The 15,358-nt window shown below is 67.7% G+C and carries 12 protein-coding genes; 2 read left to right on the top strand and 10 right to left on the bottom strand.

The genetic code is table 11. From position 1 onward, the window contains the following. Positions 1–5: 5 nt before the first annotated feature. The 6 genes from selB to fdnG form a co-directional block, all read right to left on the bottom strand. Positions 6–1,910, bottom strand: coding sequence for a selenocysteine-specific translation elongation factor (gene selB, locus A9974_RS28900; RefSeq protein WP_183007601.1), 1,905 nt, complete (start codon positions 1,908–1,910; stop codon positions 6–8). Beyond that, positions 1,907–3,319: an L-seryl-tRNA(Sec) selenium transferase gene (gene selA / locus A9974_RS28895; protein WP_183007600.1), complete on the bottom strand. Its 1,413-nt coding sequence runs from the start codon at positions 3,317–3,319 to the stop codon at positions 1,907–1,909. The genes selB and selA overlap by 4 nt, the downstream gene beginning before the upstream one ends. A 2-nt stretch (positions 3,320–3,321) precedes the next feature. After that, the gene (gene fdhE / locus A9974_RS28890; RefSeq protein ID WP_183007599.1) at positions 3,322–4,257 is read right to left on the bottom strand and encodes a formate dehydrogenase accessory protein FdhE; all 936 of its coding nucleotides are present in this window, start codon (positions 4,255–4,257) and stop codon (positions 3,322–3,324) included. Between the two features lie 87 nt (positions 4,258–4,344). Further along, positions 4,345–4,983 carry a formate dehydrogenase subunit gamma gene (locus tag A9974_RS28885; protein WP_183007598.1) on the bottom strand — a complete coding sequence of 213 codons (639 nt, stop codon included), beginning with the start codon at positions 4,981–4,983 and terminating at the stop codon, positions 4,345–4,347. Beyond that, entirely contained in the window at positions 4,976–5,875 is a 900-nt protein-coding gene (gene fdxH, locus A9974_RS28880; RefSeq protein WP_183007597.1) for a formate dehydrogenase subunit beta, read from the bottom strand. Before fdxH ends, A9974_RS28885 begins: the two co-directional genes overlap by 8 nt. A gap of 9 nt (positions 5,876–5,884) precedes the next feature. Then, positions 5,885–8,953, bottom strand: coding sequence for a formate dehydrogenase-N subunit alpha (gene fdnG, locus A9974_RS28875; RefSeq protein ID WP_183007596.1), 3,069 nt, complete (start codon positions 8,951–8,953; stop codon positions 5,885–5,887). Between the two features lie 261 nt (positions 8,954–9,214). Between fdnG and A9974_RS28870 the strand changes: the two genes are divergently transcribed. After that, positions 9,215–10,837, top strand: coding sequence for a DUF1254 domain-containing protein (locus tag A9974_RS28870; RefSeq protein ID WP_183007595.1), 1,623 nt, complete (start codon positions 9,215–9,217; stop codon positions 10,835–10,837). 65 nt (positions 10,838–10,902) lie between these two features. Then, complete coding sequence (locus A9974_RS28865; protein WP_183007594.1) at positions 10,903–11,394, top strand: acyl-CoA thioesterase; 492 nt, start codon at positions 10,903–10,905, stop codon at positions 11,392–11,394. Positions 11,395–11,521: 127 nt separating this feature from the next. Here the strand turns inward: A9974_RS28865 and A9974_RS28860 are convergent, their stop codons facing one another. From A9974_RS28860 to A9974_RS28845, 4 genes are all read right to left on the bottom strand, one after another. Then, on the bottom strand, positions 11,522–12,532 hold the full coding sequence (locus A9974_RS28860; RefSeq protein WP_183007593.1) for a sterol desaturase family protein: 1,011 nt from the start codon (positions 12,530–12,532) through the stop codon (positions 11,522–11,524). A gap of 2 nt (positions 12,533–12,534) precedes the next feature. Further along, positions 12,535–13,326, bottom strand: a complete 792-nt coding sequence (locus A9974_RS28855; RefSeq protein WP_183007592.1) for a polysaccharide deacetylase family protein — start codon at positions 13,324–13,326, stop codon at positions 12,535–12,537. After that, a complete protein-coding gene (locus A9974_RS28850) occupies positions 13,310–14,254 on the bottom strand; it encodes a beta-propeller fold lactonase family protein (protein ID WP_051593687.1) in 945 nt (314 codons plus the stop codon). Before A9974_RS28850 ends, A9974_RS28855 begins: the two co-directional genes overlap by 17 nt. A gap of 222 nt (positions 14,255–14,476) precedes the next feature. Continuing rightward, a complete protein-coding gene (locus A9974_RS28845; protein ID WP_255468361.1) occupies positions 14,477–15,352 on the bottom strand; it encodes a DUF2950 family protein in 876 nt (291 codons plus the stop codon). Positions 15,353–15,358 lie beyond the last annotated feature (6 nt).

Genomic DNA, 15,358 nt, shown 5'->3' with positions numbered 1-15,358 from the left:
CCCGCCTATGATACCCGCAGCACATGCGCATCCCGCACCCGCCGCGTCACCCCCGTCCGATCAAAAAACTCCAGGATCTGAATCGCCCGCTTCCTGCCCAGCCCCGTCGCATCCCGGAACGCCGCCGCATTCAATCCCGCCGGCGCGCTCGCCAATTCCACCGCCAGCGCCTTCAATTCGGCCACCCGTTCGCGGTCATAGAACAGATCCTTCACCACCTGCGCCACCTCGCCGCGCCGCAGCAGCTTGCGCAGCACCTGCCGCACCCGCTCCTCGGGCTCGGCCAGCAGGCGCGCCATGTCCCGCACCCACGGCGGATCGTACGCGCCGGCCGCCAACAGCGGCAGCAGACGCTGCGCCAATTGCGCCTCGCCCTCGGCCAGCACCGCCGTATGGCCCGGCAGATGCAACCAGGGCCCATTGCGCACCAGCCGGCCGTGCTGCTGCAGGTTGTCCAGCAGTTCCTGCCACAACGGCTCCGGCGCTGCCGGCAAGGCCATCCGGCGTAAGCGCGAACCGTCAGGCCCCGGCTCGTCCGGCGCCCCCTGGTGAAAGGCCGCCAGCGCCTGCTCGACCTTGGCGCGCAAGGCCTCCCAGTGCGACGACCGGATCAGCGTGCGCGCGCCTTGCGGCGTTCTGGACGCGATCCAGCACGCGCCGTGTGGCGCGGCAAGCTCGCTCACTGGCGTACCGGTCAGGCGCTGCAGCGCGGCCTCGTCCAGGCCCAGCACCGCCTGCTCCAGCAGCGGATGCAGCCCGCCCCCGTCCAGCATCTCGGCCACGCCGCCCAGCCACTGCAGCCGCGGCGCCGCGCGGCGCTTGCGGTCCGGCGCGTTCGGGTCCAGCACCCGGCCGCCGCCCACCGTGCGGGTCGCCTGCGCGTTGCGCACGATGTAGCGGTCGCCCGGCATCGCACACACCGGCTCGTCGAATACCAGCTGCACCCAGCCCGATTGCCCCGGCGCCAGCGACTCGGCCGACAGCGGCACCGCGTGCGCCATGTGCCGCGCCGCGCCCAGATGCACATGCAACGGCGTCCAGGCCCGCAGCGGCGCATCGGCCGATGCCAGCAGCGTCATCACCACATCCACATGGCGCGACGGCAGGAAACAGCGCGCATCCGCGATCCAATCGCCGCGCGCGATCGCGCTCTTGTCGATGCCCGCCAGGTTCAGCGCGCAGCGCTGTCCGGCCGACCCGGTTTCGCTGGCCTGGTTCTGCGCATGGATGCTGCGCACCCGCACGCGCGTGCCCGCCGGCATCAGCCGCAGATCCGCACCGTCATCGCCGGCGCGGGCCTGGCCGCCATGCACCGTGCCCGTCACCACCGTGCCGTGCCCCGCCAGCGTGAACACGCGGTCGACGGCCAGCCGGAACAGGCCCTGGCGGTCGCGTGCGCCCAGCGCCTGCGCGGTGCCGTCCAGATGGCGTTTCAGGTCCGCCGTGCCGGCGTCCTCGGCACGCGCCGCGCAGACCTCGAACAGCGGCGCGCCTTGCAGGAAGGTATCGGCCGCCAGCGCCGCGATCTCGGCGCGCACGGCGGCTAGCCGGGGCGCGTCGACGCGGTCGGTCTTGGTCAGCGCCACCGCGCCGCGCGCCACGCCCAGCAACGCCAGGATCGCCAGATGTTCGCGCGTCTGCGGCATGACGCCATCGTCGGCCGCCACCACCAGCAGGCCGAAATCGATGCCGCTGGCGCCGGCCGCCATCGTGTGCACGAGCTTTTCGTGGCCCGGCACGTCGATGAAGCCCAGCACGTCGCCATTGGCCAGCGGCGTATAGGCGTAGCCCAGTTCAATGGAAATGCCGCGTGCCTTCTCTTCCTTCAGGCGGTCGGTGTCGACACCCGTCAGCGCACGCACCAGCGTGGTCTTGCCATGGTCGATATGGCCGGCAGTGCCGACGATCATGCCAGCGGCTCCGCCAGTTGCGCCGTGAAGGCGGCCTCGTCGCGGGCTTCCAGGCAGCGCAGGTCCAGCCACAGCGCATCATCCGCAATGCGGCCGATGACTGGCACCGGCAAGCCCCGCAACTGCGCTTCCAGGCGATCCAGATGCCGCCCCGGACGGCCGCTGCCGGTGTAACGCGCTGCCAGGCCGAAACTGGGCAACTGGTCCACCGGCAAGGCGCCGCTGCCGATCTGGCTGAACATCGGCACCGCCTGCACGTCGTAGCGGGCGCCCGCGGCATGCGCGAGCACGCCGCGCAGCCGTTCGGCCAGCGGCCGGATCTCGCGCTGCGGACGGGTCAACAGCCGCAGCGTGGTCAGGCGCTGCGCCAGGAATTCCGGCGCGCGGTACAGCGCCAGCACCGGCTCCAGCGCGGCCAGCGTCAGCTTGCCCACGCGCAGCGCGCGCTTGAGCGGATTCTTCTTGATCTTGCGGATCAGGTCGGCGCGCCCGACCAGCAGGCCCGCCTGCGGCCCGCCCAGCAGCTTGTCACCGCTGAACGTCACCAGGTCCGCGCCCGCGGCGATGGTCTCGCGCACGGTGTCTTCGCGCGGCAGGCCGAACTGGGTCAGGTCCACCAGCGTGCCGCTGCCCAGGTCCACGGTGGCGGGCACGCCGCGCGCATGCGCCAGCGCCGCCACCTCGGCCACGCTGACGCTCTTGGTGAAACCGGTGACCGCGTAGTTGCTGCAATGCACCTTCATCAGCATCGCGGTGCGCGGGCCCATGGCGTTTTCGTAGTCGGCCGCATGGGTGCGGTTGGTGGTGCCGACTTCCACGAGCTTGGCGCCGGCCCGCTTCATGATGTCCGGAATGCGGAAAGCGCCGCCGATCTCGACCAGCTCGCCGCGCGACACCACGACTTCGCGGCGATCCGCCAGCGCGTTCAGCATCAGCAGCACAGCGGCCGCATTGTTGTTGACCACCGTGGCGGCCTCGGCGCCGGTCAGTTCGCACAGCAGGTCGTCGATCAGGTCATCGCGATCGCCGCGCCCGCCCGTGTCCAAGTCGAATTCCAGGTTGGCCGGCGAACGCAGCGCGCGCAGCACCGAATCCACCGCCTCGTCGGGCAGCAACGCGCGGCCCAGGTTGGTGTGCAGCACGGTGCCGGTCAGGTTGTAGACGGCCCGCAGGCGGGGCGCGGCGGCAGCCGCCAGGGCTACCGACACCGCCGCGGCGACAACGTCTTCGGCCAGCTCGGCGCGCGGCAGTTCGCCCGCCAGCGCGCGCCCGCGCAAGGCGTCCAGGTGACGGCGCAATGCCGCCACCGCCAGCGTGCGGCCATGGGTTTCCAGGGCCGCGGCCAGCGCGGGGGCATTGAGCAGACGGTCCAGCGCGGGAATGTCGGCGGCAGCGGCGAACTCGGCCATGCTTATTCCTCGTCGGCGCCGTGCCACAGCAGCGGGTTGCCGCTGGCCCGGGAATAGCCGGCTTCGCCCACCAGCACGTCCAGCATCAGGCTGGCCAGGTCGTCGGCCACCGGTTCGACGTGCAGGTCCTTGTCCTGGTAGAAGATCTTGCGATAGGCATGGCAGCGGTCGCAGGTTTCGGCCTTGATGGCGGGCGAGCGGCCTTCGATGGCCTGGTAGGCCACGGATTCCACGTCTTCGCAGTGCGTGCACTTGACCCGCACCATGTGCCATTGGGTCGCGCAGAGGCCGCAGCACAGGTAGCGGTAGCCTTCGAACTGGCCGCCCACCCGCACCACGCTGGCCACCGGCAGGCTGGCGCATACCGGGCAGACGCCGAAGGGCGATGCCACCGGAAGCTGCTTTTCGTCAAAGCGGCTGGCCAGGTCGGTCCAGTACACCTGCAGCGCGGCCATCACGAAGGGCGCCGCGGCGCCGTCCACCCCGTTGTGCTGTTCGGACAGCACCGCCTCGGCCAGGTCTTCGAGCGATTCGGTGTCTTCGTCCAGCGCGCGGCGCAGCGAGGCACAGACTTCCAGAACCTCGGCAGGCACGTCGGGACCGGCCGCCACGTCATCGACCAGTTGGCGCAGGAGGTCGCGCCACAAGGGATCACGCGGCCAGCCCACCGCCTGCAGCGGCGGCATGCCGTGGGTCTGGGCCAGGTCGATGCGGTCTTGTGTCGCGGGCGGGGCGGTGCAGTCTTTCAGCGCGCGATGCTGGGCGTCGACCAGCCGGGCCATCAGCAACAGATAGTCGGCGACCGGGCTATCCGTGGCCAGTTGGCGCAAGCGCGCCGCGCGCGTCGAGAAGACCGACTCGCGCGCCGGCAACTGGACACGGACAATGGTGTTGTGGTCTAGCGCTTCGATCTCGCCGCGCGGAAGGATTCGCTGCAATTCTCGTCTCCAGATAAACAAACACGGCTGCCGCCCCGACAAGGGGAGGCAGCCGTGCGGTCAGACCCGTTGAAACCGGCCGGGCGATTACTTGCCTTTGCCCACCTGTTCCCGGAACCAGGCGCGGTGGTGTTTCCACGCCCAGCCCGCGGTCACGTAGCCCCGCAGCATTGCCGTCAGGGAGCCCTTGACCCAGATCGCCGCATAAATATGCACAATGATCGCGCAAATCAGCACCAATGCACAAACGGCGTGCAGCACCGACGCGGCGCGGACGACCCAGATCGGGAAATAGAAGGCGAAGAACTCGCGCCAGATCACGATACCGCTGACGAACAAGCCCAGCATGCACAGGATCAGCACATAGAACAGCAGCTTCTGGCCGGCGTTGTACTTGCCGACCTCGGGCAGCTTCTCTTCGCGGTTGTCCAGCACGTCGTCCAATTGCCGCAGCCACTGGCGATCGGCCTTCGTCATGAGGTTGTAGCGCCACATGTGGCCCGCGAAAACGACGAAGCAGACGAACATCACCAACCCGATGAACGGATGCAGGATGCGGGTCCAGGGACCGCCGCCGAACAGGTTGGTCAGCCAGAACATCGACGGGTGGAACAGCGCCAGCCCGGACAGCGCCAGCATGATGAAGGTGAGCGCAATGATCCAGTGGTTGGTGCGCTCGCCCGGCGAATAGCGCTTGATGCGGCGGTGACGGTGGTCTTCACTCATGGCGCACCTCCTCTTCGGCGCGGCGTTCGTCTTCCTCGCTGACCTCGTTGCGGCCAACGCGGGCGTAGTGGAAGAAGCCGGCCAGCGCCGTCAGCGCCATGACGGCCACGCCGAGCGGCTTGGTGATGCCCTTCCACAGCGACACCATCGGGCTGATGTGCGGGTCCTTCGGCAGCCCGTGGTACAGGCCGGGCTGGTCGGCATGATGCAGCACGTACATGACGTGGGTGCCGCCCACGCCTTGCGGGTCGTACAGGCCGGCCTGGTCAAACCCGCGCGACTTCAGGTCCTCGATGCGCTCGGCCGCGTGCTGTCTCATGTCGTCCTTGGTGCCGAAGACGATGGCACCGGTGGGACAGGCCTTGACGCAGGCGGGCTCCTGGCCGACGGCCACGCGGTCGGAACACAGGGTGCACTTGTAGGCCTTGTGATCCTTCTTGGAGATGCGCGGTACGTTGAACGGACAGCCGGTGATGCAGTAACCGCAACCGATGCAGTTCTCTTCGTGGAAATCGACGATGCCGTTGTTGTACTGGATGATGGCGCCCGGCGAGGGACAGGCCTTCAGGCAGCCCGGATCCTCGCAGTGCATGCAGCCGTCCTTGCGGATCAGCCATTCCAGGTCACCCTGCGGATTCTCGTATTCGGAGAAGCGCATGACGGTCCAGGAATGCTCGGTCAGGTCGGCCGGATTGTCGTACACGCCGACGTTGGTGCCGATCTCGTCGCGCAGGTCGTTCCATTCCATACAGGCGCTTTGGCAAGCCTTGCACCCGATGCACTTGGACACGTCGATCAGCTTGGCCACCGAGCCCGTGATGGGCTCGCGGATGCCCGGCGGCGGCGTGGTGGTGGCCGAGCGCCGTTTGATGTCTAGGGATTGCATGGACATGTCAGTCACCTATGCCTTCTCGACCTGCACCAGGAACGACTTGAATTCCGGAGTCTGGGAATTGCCGTCGCCCACGAATGGCGTCAGAGTGTTGGTGAGGAAGCCCGGCTTGGCCAGGCCCACGAAGCCCCAATGGATCGGGATGCCCACGTGGTGCACGGTCTTGCCTTCGATGGTCAGGGGCCGCAGGCGCTTGGTGACCAGCGCCACCGCCTTGATGTAGCCGCGGTTGGACGAGACCTTCACGCGCGAACCGTTGGCGATGCCCAATTCCTTGGCCATGACTTCGCCGATCTCGACGAACTGCTCGGGTTGCAGGATCGCGTTGATACGGACGTTCTTGGTCCAGTAGTGGAAGTGCTCGGTCAGCCGGTAGGTCGTGGCCACGTACGGGAACTTGTCCACCGTGCCCATCGCCGCCAGGTCGTCCTTGAACACGCGCGCCGCCGGATTGCTGGTGACGCCCTTGGCCTTCGGATACAGCGGGTTGTAGCCCAGCGGCGTCTCGAACGGCTCGTAGTGTTCGGGGAACGGCCCTTCGGCCATGCCCGCCCGCGCGAAAAAGCGCGCCACGCCCTCCGGGTTCATGATGAACGGGCCCATGCCGCCGTCTGGGTTCTCGTCGCCCTTGAAGTCGGGGATGTCGGCCCCGACCCAGGCCTTGCCGTTCCACGAAATCAGGCTGCGGCGCGGGTTGAACGGCTTGCCCGAGACGTCGCACGAGGCGCGGTTGTACAGGATGCGGCGGTTGGCCGGCCACGCCCAGGCCCAGTTCAGGGTCTGGCCGATGCCGGTGGGGTCGCTGTTGTCGCGGCGCGCCATCAGGTTGCCACCGGGGCCCCAGGCGCCGGCGAAGATCCAACAGCCGCTGGCCGTGGAGCCGTCGTCGCGCAGCTCGGCAAAACCGGCCAGCTGCTCGCCGCCCTTGCGCGTGATCTTGGTCGCGTCCTTCGGGTCCGCCAGGTCCACCAGCGCCTTGCCCGAGTATTCCTTGGCCAATTCTTCCGCGGTGGGGCTTTGCGGATTGGAATACGGCCAGGACAGGTTGACGATGGGGTCCGGGTACTTGCCGCCTTCGTCCTGGTACATCTTGCGCAGGCGCGTGAAGATCAGCGACATGATCTCGATGTCGCTCTTGGCCTCGCCCGGAGGCTCGGCGCCCTTCCAGTGCCATTGCAGCCAGCGCCCGGAATTGACCAGCGCGCCGTCTTCCTCGGCGAAACAGGTGGTGGGCAGGCGGAAGACTTCGGTCTGGATCTGCGAGGGATCGACGTCATTGGCCTCGCCCGCGTTGCGCCAGAATTCCGAGGTCTCGGTGACCAGCGGATCCATGATGACCAGGAACTTCAGCTTGGCGAACCCCTGGTTCAGCTTGGCCTTGTTGGGCGCGGCCGCCAGCGGGTTGAAGCCTTGCGCCAGGTAGCCGTTCATCTTGCCCTGGACCATCAGCTCGTAGACTTGCAGCATGTCGTAGAGCTTGTCCAGCTTGGGCAGGTAGTCGAACGCCCAGTTGTTCTCGGCGGTCGCGGCCTTGCCCCACCAGGCCTTCATCAGGCTCACGTGGAACTTGCTGTAGTTCTGCCAGTAGCTCAGCTGGTTGGGCCGCAGGGGCTTGAGCGCGCGCGACTCGATGTACTTGCCGTAGTCCTGTTCGGGCTCGTTGGGCAAGGTCATATAGCCGGGCAGCAGGTTCGACATCAGGCCCAGGTCGGTCAGGCCCTGGATGTTCGAGTGCCCGCGCAGCGCGTTCATACCGCCGCCGGCGATGCCGATGTTGCCCAGGAGCAGTTGCACCATCGCGCCGGTGCGGATGATCTGCGAACCGATAGAGTGCTGCGTCCAGCCCAGCGCATACAGGATGGTGGCGGCGCGGTCGGTGGTGGCGGTGGACGCCAGCATGTCGCACACCTTCAGGAACTTGTCCTTGGGCGTGCCGCAGACGCGCTCGACCATCTCTTCGGTGTAGCGCGAATAGTGCTTCTTCAAGAGCTGGTAGACCGAGCGCGGATGCTGCAGCGTCGGGTCGGTCTTGACGAAGCCGTCATCGCCGCGCTCGTAGTCCCAGCTTGCCTTGTCGTAGCTGCGCTTCTCGGCGTTGTAGCCGGAGTACAGGCCCGCGTCGAACGTGAAGTCCTCGCGCACGATGTAGGAAAAGTCGGTGTAGTTGCGCACGTACTCGTGCTGGATCTTGTCGTGATCCAACAGGTACTTGATGACGCCGCCCAGGAAAATGATGTCGGTGCCGGTGCGTATGGGCGCGTAGAAGTCCGCCACGGATGCCGAGCGCGTAAAGCGCGGATCCACGACGATCAGCTTGGCCTTGTTATGGGCTTTCGCTTCCGTGACCCATTTGAACCCGCACGGGTGGGCCTCGGCGGCATTGCCGCCCATGATCAGTACTACGTCCGCGTTCTTGATGTCGACCCAATGGTTCGTCATCGCTCCACGGCCAAACGTCGGGGCAAGACCTGCCACCGTCGGGCCATGTCAGACACGGGCTTGATTATCGAACGCCAACATCCCCATGCTGCGCACGGTCTTGTGCGTGATGTAGCCCACCTCGTTGCTGCTTGCCGAGGCGGCCAGCATGCCGGTGGTCAGCCACCGGTTGACTGTCTTGCCGTCCGCGGTCTTCTCGACGAAGTTCGCGTCGCGGTCGGCTTTCATGAGCTTGGTGATGCGCGTCAGGGCGTCGTCCCACGACATCCGCACCCACTTGTCCGAACCGGGCGCCCGGTATTCCGGGTATTTCAGGCGGTTGGGGCTGTGGATGAAGTCGATCAGGGCCGCGCCCTTGGGACAGAGGGTCCCGCGGTTCACGGGGTGGTCGGGGTCGCCTTCGATATGCATGATGCTGGCGCGGGCATTCTTGGCGCCATCGCCCAAGCCGTACATCAAGAGACCACAGGCGACCGAACAGTAGGGACAGGTGTTGCGCGTTTCCGTCATGCGCGCAAGCTTGTACTGGCGGACTTCAGCCATCGCCGTGCCGGGGGCTACCCCCAGCAAGGCCAGGCTCGAGCCCGCCAGCGTCGTACCGGTCACCTTGAAGAACTGGCGGCGGTTCATGTTGACCATGAAACACTCCTCTCCGGGTGAATAGGGGAAATGTCGGACTCGTCCGAAGAAAAGCCCTACGACTTCCAAGGATATGCAACTAAGTATAGGCGCAGCGCGCGTCGGGCGCCATCGCTCACGGGGACGGACTTTCCCGGTGGATTTGGCGGCCAAACCGGGGGTTTTCGCAGATTTTGGATGGTCGCGGGGCTGCTACCATTGCCGGCGGCGGGTTCCGGCCCGCCTTTTCCGCCTGTCCCCCGCATGCCTGTTGGAGCGCCGATGCGCCGCTTTGCCCCCCTGGCCCTGTCCCTGTCGCTGTCGGCGCGGTCCCGCGCGGTTCCGCCCCTGGCCCTGTCCTTGACGGCCCTGGCCCTCGGCGCCACCCCGGCCTTGGCCGCGCCCGCGCTGTCACCGGCCGCCGCCGCCACCGAAGCGGCCCATGACGCGGCGATGGAAGGCTATCTGTACTTCTATCCGCTGGTCACGATGGACCTGACCCGGCGTCAGTTCACCCATCCGTCGCAGGGCGCCCAAGGCGCGCCCGCCAACACCTTTCTGCACCAGCGCGCCCTGCCGCGGCCGGGCGCCGCCACGCCGTGGGCCAACCCGGACATGCTGCGCAGCACCGCCTGGCTGGACCTGACGGCCGGCCCCGTAGTGCTGTCCGCCCCCGACAGCCACGGCCGGCTGTACACCCTGACCCTGCTGGACATGTGGAACGAGGCCTTCGCCACGCTGGGCAAGCGCAGCACCGGCACGGCGCGCGGCAACACCGCCATCGTGCCGCCGGGCTGGACCGGCACGCTGCCGTCCGGCATGCCGCGCATCGACGCCCCCACCGCCTACGTCTGGGCCAAGAACCTGATCCAGACCGGCGGCCCGGCCGACTATCCCGCCGTCAACGCCTTGCAGGACGGCTTCACAGTGACGCCGCTGGCCCAGTGGAACCTGCCGCCGCAGTCGCAGCGGGTCAAGGCAGACCCGTCCCTGGATCTGAAGATTCCGGTGCGCGAACAGGTCGAGTCGATGCCGACCGACGCCTTCTTCACCTATGCCGCCGAGCTGCTGCGCAAGAACCCGCCGCACGTGACCGATCAACCGGTGCTGGCCAAGCTGCGCTGGGTGGGGCTGATTCCCGGCCGGCCGTTCGATTTCGACAAGCAGGACCACCCGGTCAAACAGGGCCTGCGCCGCGGCCTGCGCGCCGCGCGCGACCGCATGCAGGCCGCCGCGGGCGTCACGCTGGGCGGCGTCAACGGCTGGCAGCGTGAAACCGCCAGCACCGGCATCTACGGCAACGCCTATCTGCGGCGCGCCCTGTCGGCCCAGGCCCAGCCCGGCGCGGGCCTGCCCGAAGACCTGGCCGTGCTGCTGCTGGCCACCGACAGCCAGGGGCGGCCGCTGGACGGGGCGCACCGCTACACGCTGCGCTTCGAGAGCGGCCAATTGCCGCCCGTTGGCGCGCTGTGGTCGCTGGCGGCGTACGACGGTCAGGGCATGCCCGTGGCCAACCCGCTGGACCGCTACACCCTGGGCGACGGCGATCCGCTGCAGTACAACGCCGACGGGTCGCTGGACCTGGTGATCAGCCACGCCGCGCCCGAACCCGGCGCGCAGGCCAACTGGCTGCCCGTGGCGGCGACGGGGCCCGTGACCGTGCTGCTGCGCGCCTACGCCCCCGGCCCGGCGCTGCTGGACGGACTGTGGAGGCCGCCTGCGGCCGTGCGCGACGAGCCCGTGCCCGAACCCCAGGCGGAAGCGGAAGCGGTGCCTGCGGCGGCTTCCGCCGCTACGCCGGTGCCTGCCGCGCCGGCAACAGCAGCCTCCGCGGCCTCGGCGCCCCGGGCCGGGACAGCCCGAGCCACGCCTGCCGCCGAGAAGAAACCCTGGCAAACGCCGTGAAGACGGCGATATGACAGGCATTCGCCACTACCATAGGTGTTTTATCGCCGAGTAGAACGCCCGCCATGGACGACGCCTTTAGCCACCAACTGTCGATGACCATCCTGATGACGCCCGATATGGCGAATTTTTCAGGCAATGTGCACGGCGGCACCATTCTCAAATACCTGGACCAGGTCGCCTATGCCTGTGCCAGCCGGTACGCCGGCCAGTACGTCGTGACGCTGTCGGTCGACCAGGTCGTGTTCCGCGAACCGATCCACGTCGGCGAACTGGTGACCTTCCTGGCGGCGGTGAACTACACCGGCCGCACCTCGATGGAAATCGGCATCAAGGTCGTCACCGAGGACATCCGCAAGAAGCTGGTGCGCCACACCAACAGCTGCTATTTCACGATGGTGGCCGTGGACGATGCGGGCGCGCCCACGGCGGTGCCGCCGCTGGAGCCGCGCAACCTGGAGGAAAAGCAGCGCTTCGAGGCCGCCCGCCTGCGCCGCGAGCTGCGCCAGGAAATGGAACGCCGTCACGACGAGATCAAGCGCGAAACAACCGGCTGAACCCACGCCGCCCCGCCGGCAACGCATCGCCATGCCGGCAGGCGCCTGGACACGCATGAAAAAACCGGGCAAAGGCCCGGTTTTTTCATGCGGCGGCGTCTGTGACGAACCACTGATACTGAGAACGTTACGCGCCCTCGGCCGCGCCCGGCGGGCGGGGCGGCGCACTGACCGCGGGTTCGCGGTCTCGGCCCACCATGCGCTTCAACCCCAGCCACTGCTGCGCCCAGAAGCCGCGCCCGTAGTCGCGGCCGCCCAGCTCGGGTTGCTGGTCGTGGATGCCCGTGGGGCCGTAACCCACGCCAAAGCGCGCCGAGCGGAACAGCACGTCCCAGATGGGGAACAGCGCGGCGAAGTTGTAGCCGCCGGCCGGCCCCGGCGTGGACGCGTCGTAGGCGATGGAGTGGTGGTGGCGGTGAAAGCGCGGGCTGACCAGCAGACGCTCGCCGATGGCGCCGAAGTGCATGCGCAGGTTGGCGTGCGAGAAGCTCTGCGCCAGCTGGGTAATGGCCACGATCGCCACGAACTGCGCGGGCGGCACGCCCACCAGTTGCGACACGAACACCACCAGCACGTCGCGCAGCATGTCGTCCAGCAGGTGGTTGCGGTCGTCACTCCACATGGTCATCTGGCGCTGACTGTGGTGCACCGCGTGCAGCGCCCAAAGCCAGCTGTAGCGGTGTTGCGCCCGGTGGTAGAGGTAATCCACCAGGTCGAACAGCAGCAGATAGATGACCAGGCTGACCCAGGCGTTGTCCGTGACGCCGGGCCAGTACTGATCGAGCTGGAACGGCGCGAAGCCCCAGATATGCAGCTGGCCGAAGACACTGTCCCAGAAGGGATCGATGGTGAAGAACAGCGCCAGGCGGAACAGACCCAGGCGGTGGATCAATGTATAGAGCACGTCGATGCCGATCTGCTGGCGGTCGGTGACCGCCTCGACCGGACGCAGGCGCTGCAGTGGGCCGAAGATCAGCAGCAGCACCGCCACCTGCACCAGGCCCACCAGCAGCCACATGGTGGCGTCGTAGCCGTCTTCGATGAAATTGCTCAGGCCCAGGTGGAACAGCGCGGGCTGCACCAGGGTTTCGAACAGCCATTGCTGGCAGTTCCCGAACCATTGACTAAGCGTATCCATGATCAGTGATGCGTAGCGATCCAATCGCGGTAAGCGGGATGCGTGTCCAAAGTAGCAAAACAATAGCCCTTGCGCTGCAGCCCTTCAATCAGCGGCTCGAGCACGGCGGGGGCCCAGGGGTCCTGGCGCGACCAGATGCCCAGGTGCGCCAGAAGGATGTCGCCGGGCTTGATGGTGCGCAGCGCCTGGTCCAGCAGCTTGGCGTTGGGGAACTTGTCGCTGGGCAGTTCGTCGCCCAGGAAGCCCGCCGGCGCCCAGCCCACGTGTTCATAGCCGCAGGCCTTGGCGGCGCGCAGCAGGGCCGGCGAGGTCTTGCCGCCCGGCGCGCGATACAGCGGCAGCATGGTCTTGCCCGTCATCTGCTTGAAACGGGTGGCCGATCGGGTGATTTCGGCGCAATACTGCTCGGCGGTCCAGGTCTGGCGCTTGCCCGTGTCGGGGCCGGCGCTGGGTTTGACGCGGAATTTGCCGTCGGGCAGGTCGCCCTGCCAGTAGACGTGGTCGTAGGTGTGCGAGCCGAACATATGGCCTTCGGCCGCGCGCGCCTTCCACCAGGGCGCCCATTGGTCGTCCAGGCTGCTGCCGTCGGTAAGCGTGCGCTCGTTGGCCAGGAAGAACGTGACCTTGACGTGGTGGCGCGCCAGCACGTCGGCGATCAGCGGGGCCACGCCCATGTGGCCGGTGTCGAAGGTCAGGTAGACCGGCTTTTCGCACGCCGCCGGGGCCGCCGTGGCGGCCGAGGCCGTCATGGCCAGGCAGACGGCGGCGACCAGCCGTTTAGCGGGTCGGCGCATGGTTCAACGTCCAGACCCCGTGCGGCGACTTGCCCACATTGACCTGCTTGACGACCTTTTTCTGGTCCAGGTCGACCACGGTGAGCTTGCGCGCCCAGCGCGAGGTGACCAGCAGCGTCTTGCCGTCGGCCAGGACGTCCATGCAGTCCGGGCCGCCCGGCACGGGGAAGGTATCGACCACGGCCAGCGTCTGCAGGTCGATGCGGCTGATGGAGTTGGCGGTGCGGTTGCTGACGAACAGGTGGCGCTTGTCGCCCTGCGCGCGGAAGGCGTGCGCGCCGGCGGCGGTCTTGATGCGGGAAATCAGCTTGGCCGGGCCGTTGCTGACGTCGTAGGCCTCGACGTAGGAATCGCCGGTCAGGGCCACCAGCAGCGTCTTCTGGTCGGGGGTCAGGAACACGTCGGCCGGCGTCTTGCCGGTGGAGACGGTCCATTTGGGCGTCTGCGTGGCCAGGTCGATGGCGATGAGCTGGTCGCTGTCTTGCAGCGTGACGTACGCCGTAGTGCTCTTGGCGTCGATCATGATGTGGCTGGGCGTCTTGCCCGCGGGGATGCGCTTGACCAGTTTCAGGTCAAAGCCCTTTTCCAGCGGCTTCCAGGCGTAGATGTCGATGTGGTCCAGGCGGTTGGCGGCCGTGACGAACCACTTCATGTCCGGCGAGAACTGCAACTGGTAGGGGTCGACGATGCCGGTCAGGGTGCGCTGCACCTCGCCGGTGTTGGGGTCCATCAGCGTGATCGAGTCGCCGGTGGCATTGGCCACCATCAGCGACTTCTTGTCAGGCGTGAGATACAGGTGATGCGGTTCCTTGCCCGTGGGCACGCGCCGCACTTCCGTGTAGGTGGCGGGGTCGACGATGCTGACGTTGGCGTCCAGGGAGTTCAGGACAAAGATGGGAGCAGACACCGCGGCGGCGCTGAGCGCCATCCCTGCGCCGAGAATGGCGCAGCGGACAAAATGCAAGGGATTCAATTTCCAGGTCCGACAAAAGGGGATCGGGAGCCGATCCCAATGCCCGCCATTTTGGCATAGCCGCCTGTCAAAAAACCGTAAGCAAAAACGTAAGCCAGGGCGCTCCGGGCAAAGCCCCGGCCTTGTTGCGACACCGCAACAAGGCCGGTTCCGGCAGGTCCGCAACAATCGGAAAAATCATTTCGCGACGGCGGACTGCGGGCCGACGTCGCGGAAGGTGCCGAATGACACATCGGTGCCCTGGAGCCTGACCGCGCGGCTGGCCGTATTCGCGCCCAGGTCTGCCTCGCGCACCCCGCCCTGGGCGCCGATGACGAAGCTGCCGATGCCCGTGTGGCCGTAGCGGGCGGGCCAGGCGAGGATCCAGTAACCGCCGCCGTCACGCGCCGGCAGCACCTTGTAGCGGTAACCGAAGTAGGCGTCCGCCGCCGGCACGTCCGGCCCCATCGCCAGCGCATCGGGGCCGTAGGCCTGCGGCGGATAGCCCGGCAACTCGGGCCAGTACAGGCCGTCGGTGGCGCCTGGCCGGCTGACCAGCCGGTCCGCGTAGCGGCCCTGGCCCACGCCGTCCCGGTAACGGGCCTGCGCCGCCTGCAACTCGCGCAAGGTGTCGATGGTGTTCAGTTCGTTGCGGCCGATGGCGCGGCGGCGGATTTCGGCCTTGCCCGCGACGGGATCGAACCGCCAGCCCTGTGCCACGCGCACGATCGGCACCGCCATGGTCCAGCCGGAATCGCCCACGGCCAGCCAGGCGCGCCGGTCGCCGTCGGCCACCACCTCATGCTTATGGGCCCAGGCGGCCAGGAAACGGTAGATATCGTCCTGCGCCACGCCGCCCGGCACGATCTGCCGGTAGTCCGGCCCCAGCACCTTGGCGATGGCGTCGCGGTCGCTGGTCGCCAGGGCGTCGCCGAACGCGTCGGCCGCGGCCTGCGGCGTCGGATACACCTGTTGCGCCGCGGCGGGCGCGGCCAAGGCTGCCAGCGCCAGCAGCGCGGCGGCGCCGGCCAGGCGGATGCCGCGGCAGGATTTACGGGCAAGCGCATTCATCATGGAGAC

It is taken from the genome of Achromobacter sp. UMC71 (assembly GCF_014170305.1).
Classification (GTDB): domain Bacteria; phylum Pseudomonadota; class Gammaproteobacteria; order Burkholderiales; family Burkholderiaceae_B; genus Achromobacter.
Note: the sequence above shows the minus strand (reverse complement) of the source record. Positions and strands in the feature narration are given on the sequence as shown.

Coding starts and splice junctions, on each gene's coding strand:
- selB (WP_183007601.1), bottom strand. CDS start 1,910: ATGATCGTCGGCACTGCCGGCCATATCGACCATGGCAAGACCACGCTG.
- selA (WP_183007600.1), bottom strand. CDS start 3,319: ATGGCCGAGTTCGCCGCTGCCGCCGACATTCCCGCGCTGGACCGTCTG.
- A9974_RS28885 (WP_183007598.1), bottom strand. CDS start 4,983: ATGAGTGAAGACCACCGTCACCGCCGCATCAAGCGCTATTCGCCGGGC.
- fdxH (WP_183007597.1), bottom strand. CDS start 5,875: ATGTCCATGCAATCCCTAGACATCAAACGGCGCTCGGCCACCACCACG.
- A9974_RS28870 (WP_183007595.1), top strand. CDS start 9,215: ATGCGCCGCTTTGCCCCCCTGGCCCTGTCCCTGTCGCTGTCGGCGCGG.
- A9974_RS28865 (WP_183007594.1), top strand. CDS start 10,903: ATGGACGACGCCTTTAGCCACCAACTGTCGATGACCATCCTGATGACG.
- A9974_RS28860 (WP_183007593.1), bottom strand. CDS start 12,532: ATGGATACGCTTAGTCAATGGTTCGGGAACTGCCAGCAATGGCTGTTC.
- A9974_RS28855 (WP_183007592.1), bottom strand. CDS start 13,326: ATGCGCCGACCCGCTAAACGGCTGGTCGCCGCCGTCTGCCTGGCCATG.
- A9974_RS28850 (WP_051593687.1), bottom strand. CDS start 14,254: ATGGCGCTCAGCGCCGCCGCGGTGTCTGCTCCCATCTTTGTCCTGAAC.
- A9974_RS28845 (WP_255468361.1), bottom strand. CDS start 15,352: ATGATGAATGCGCTTGCCCGTAAATCCTGCCGCGGCATCCGCCTGGCC.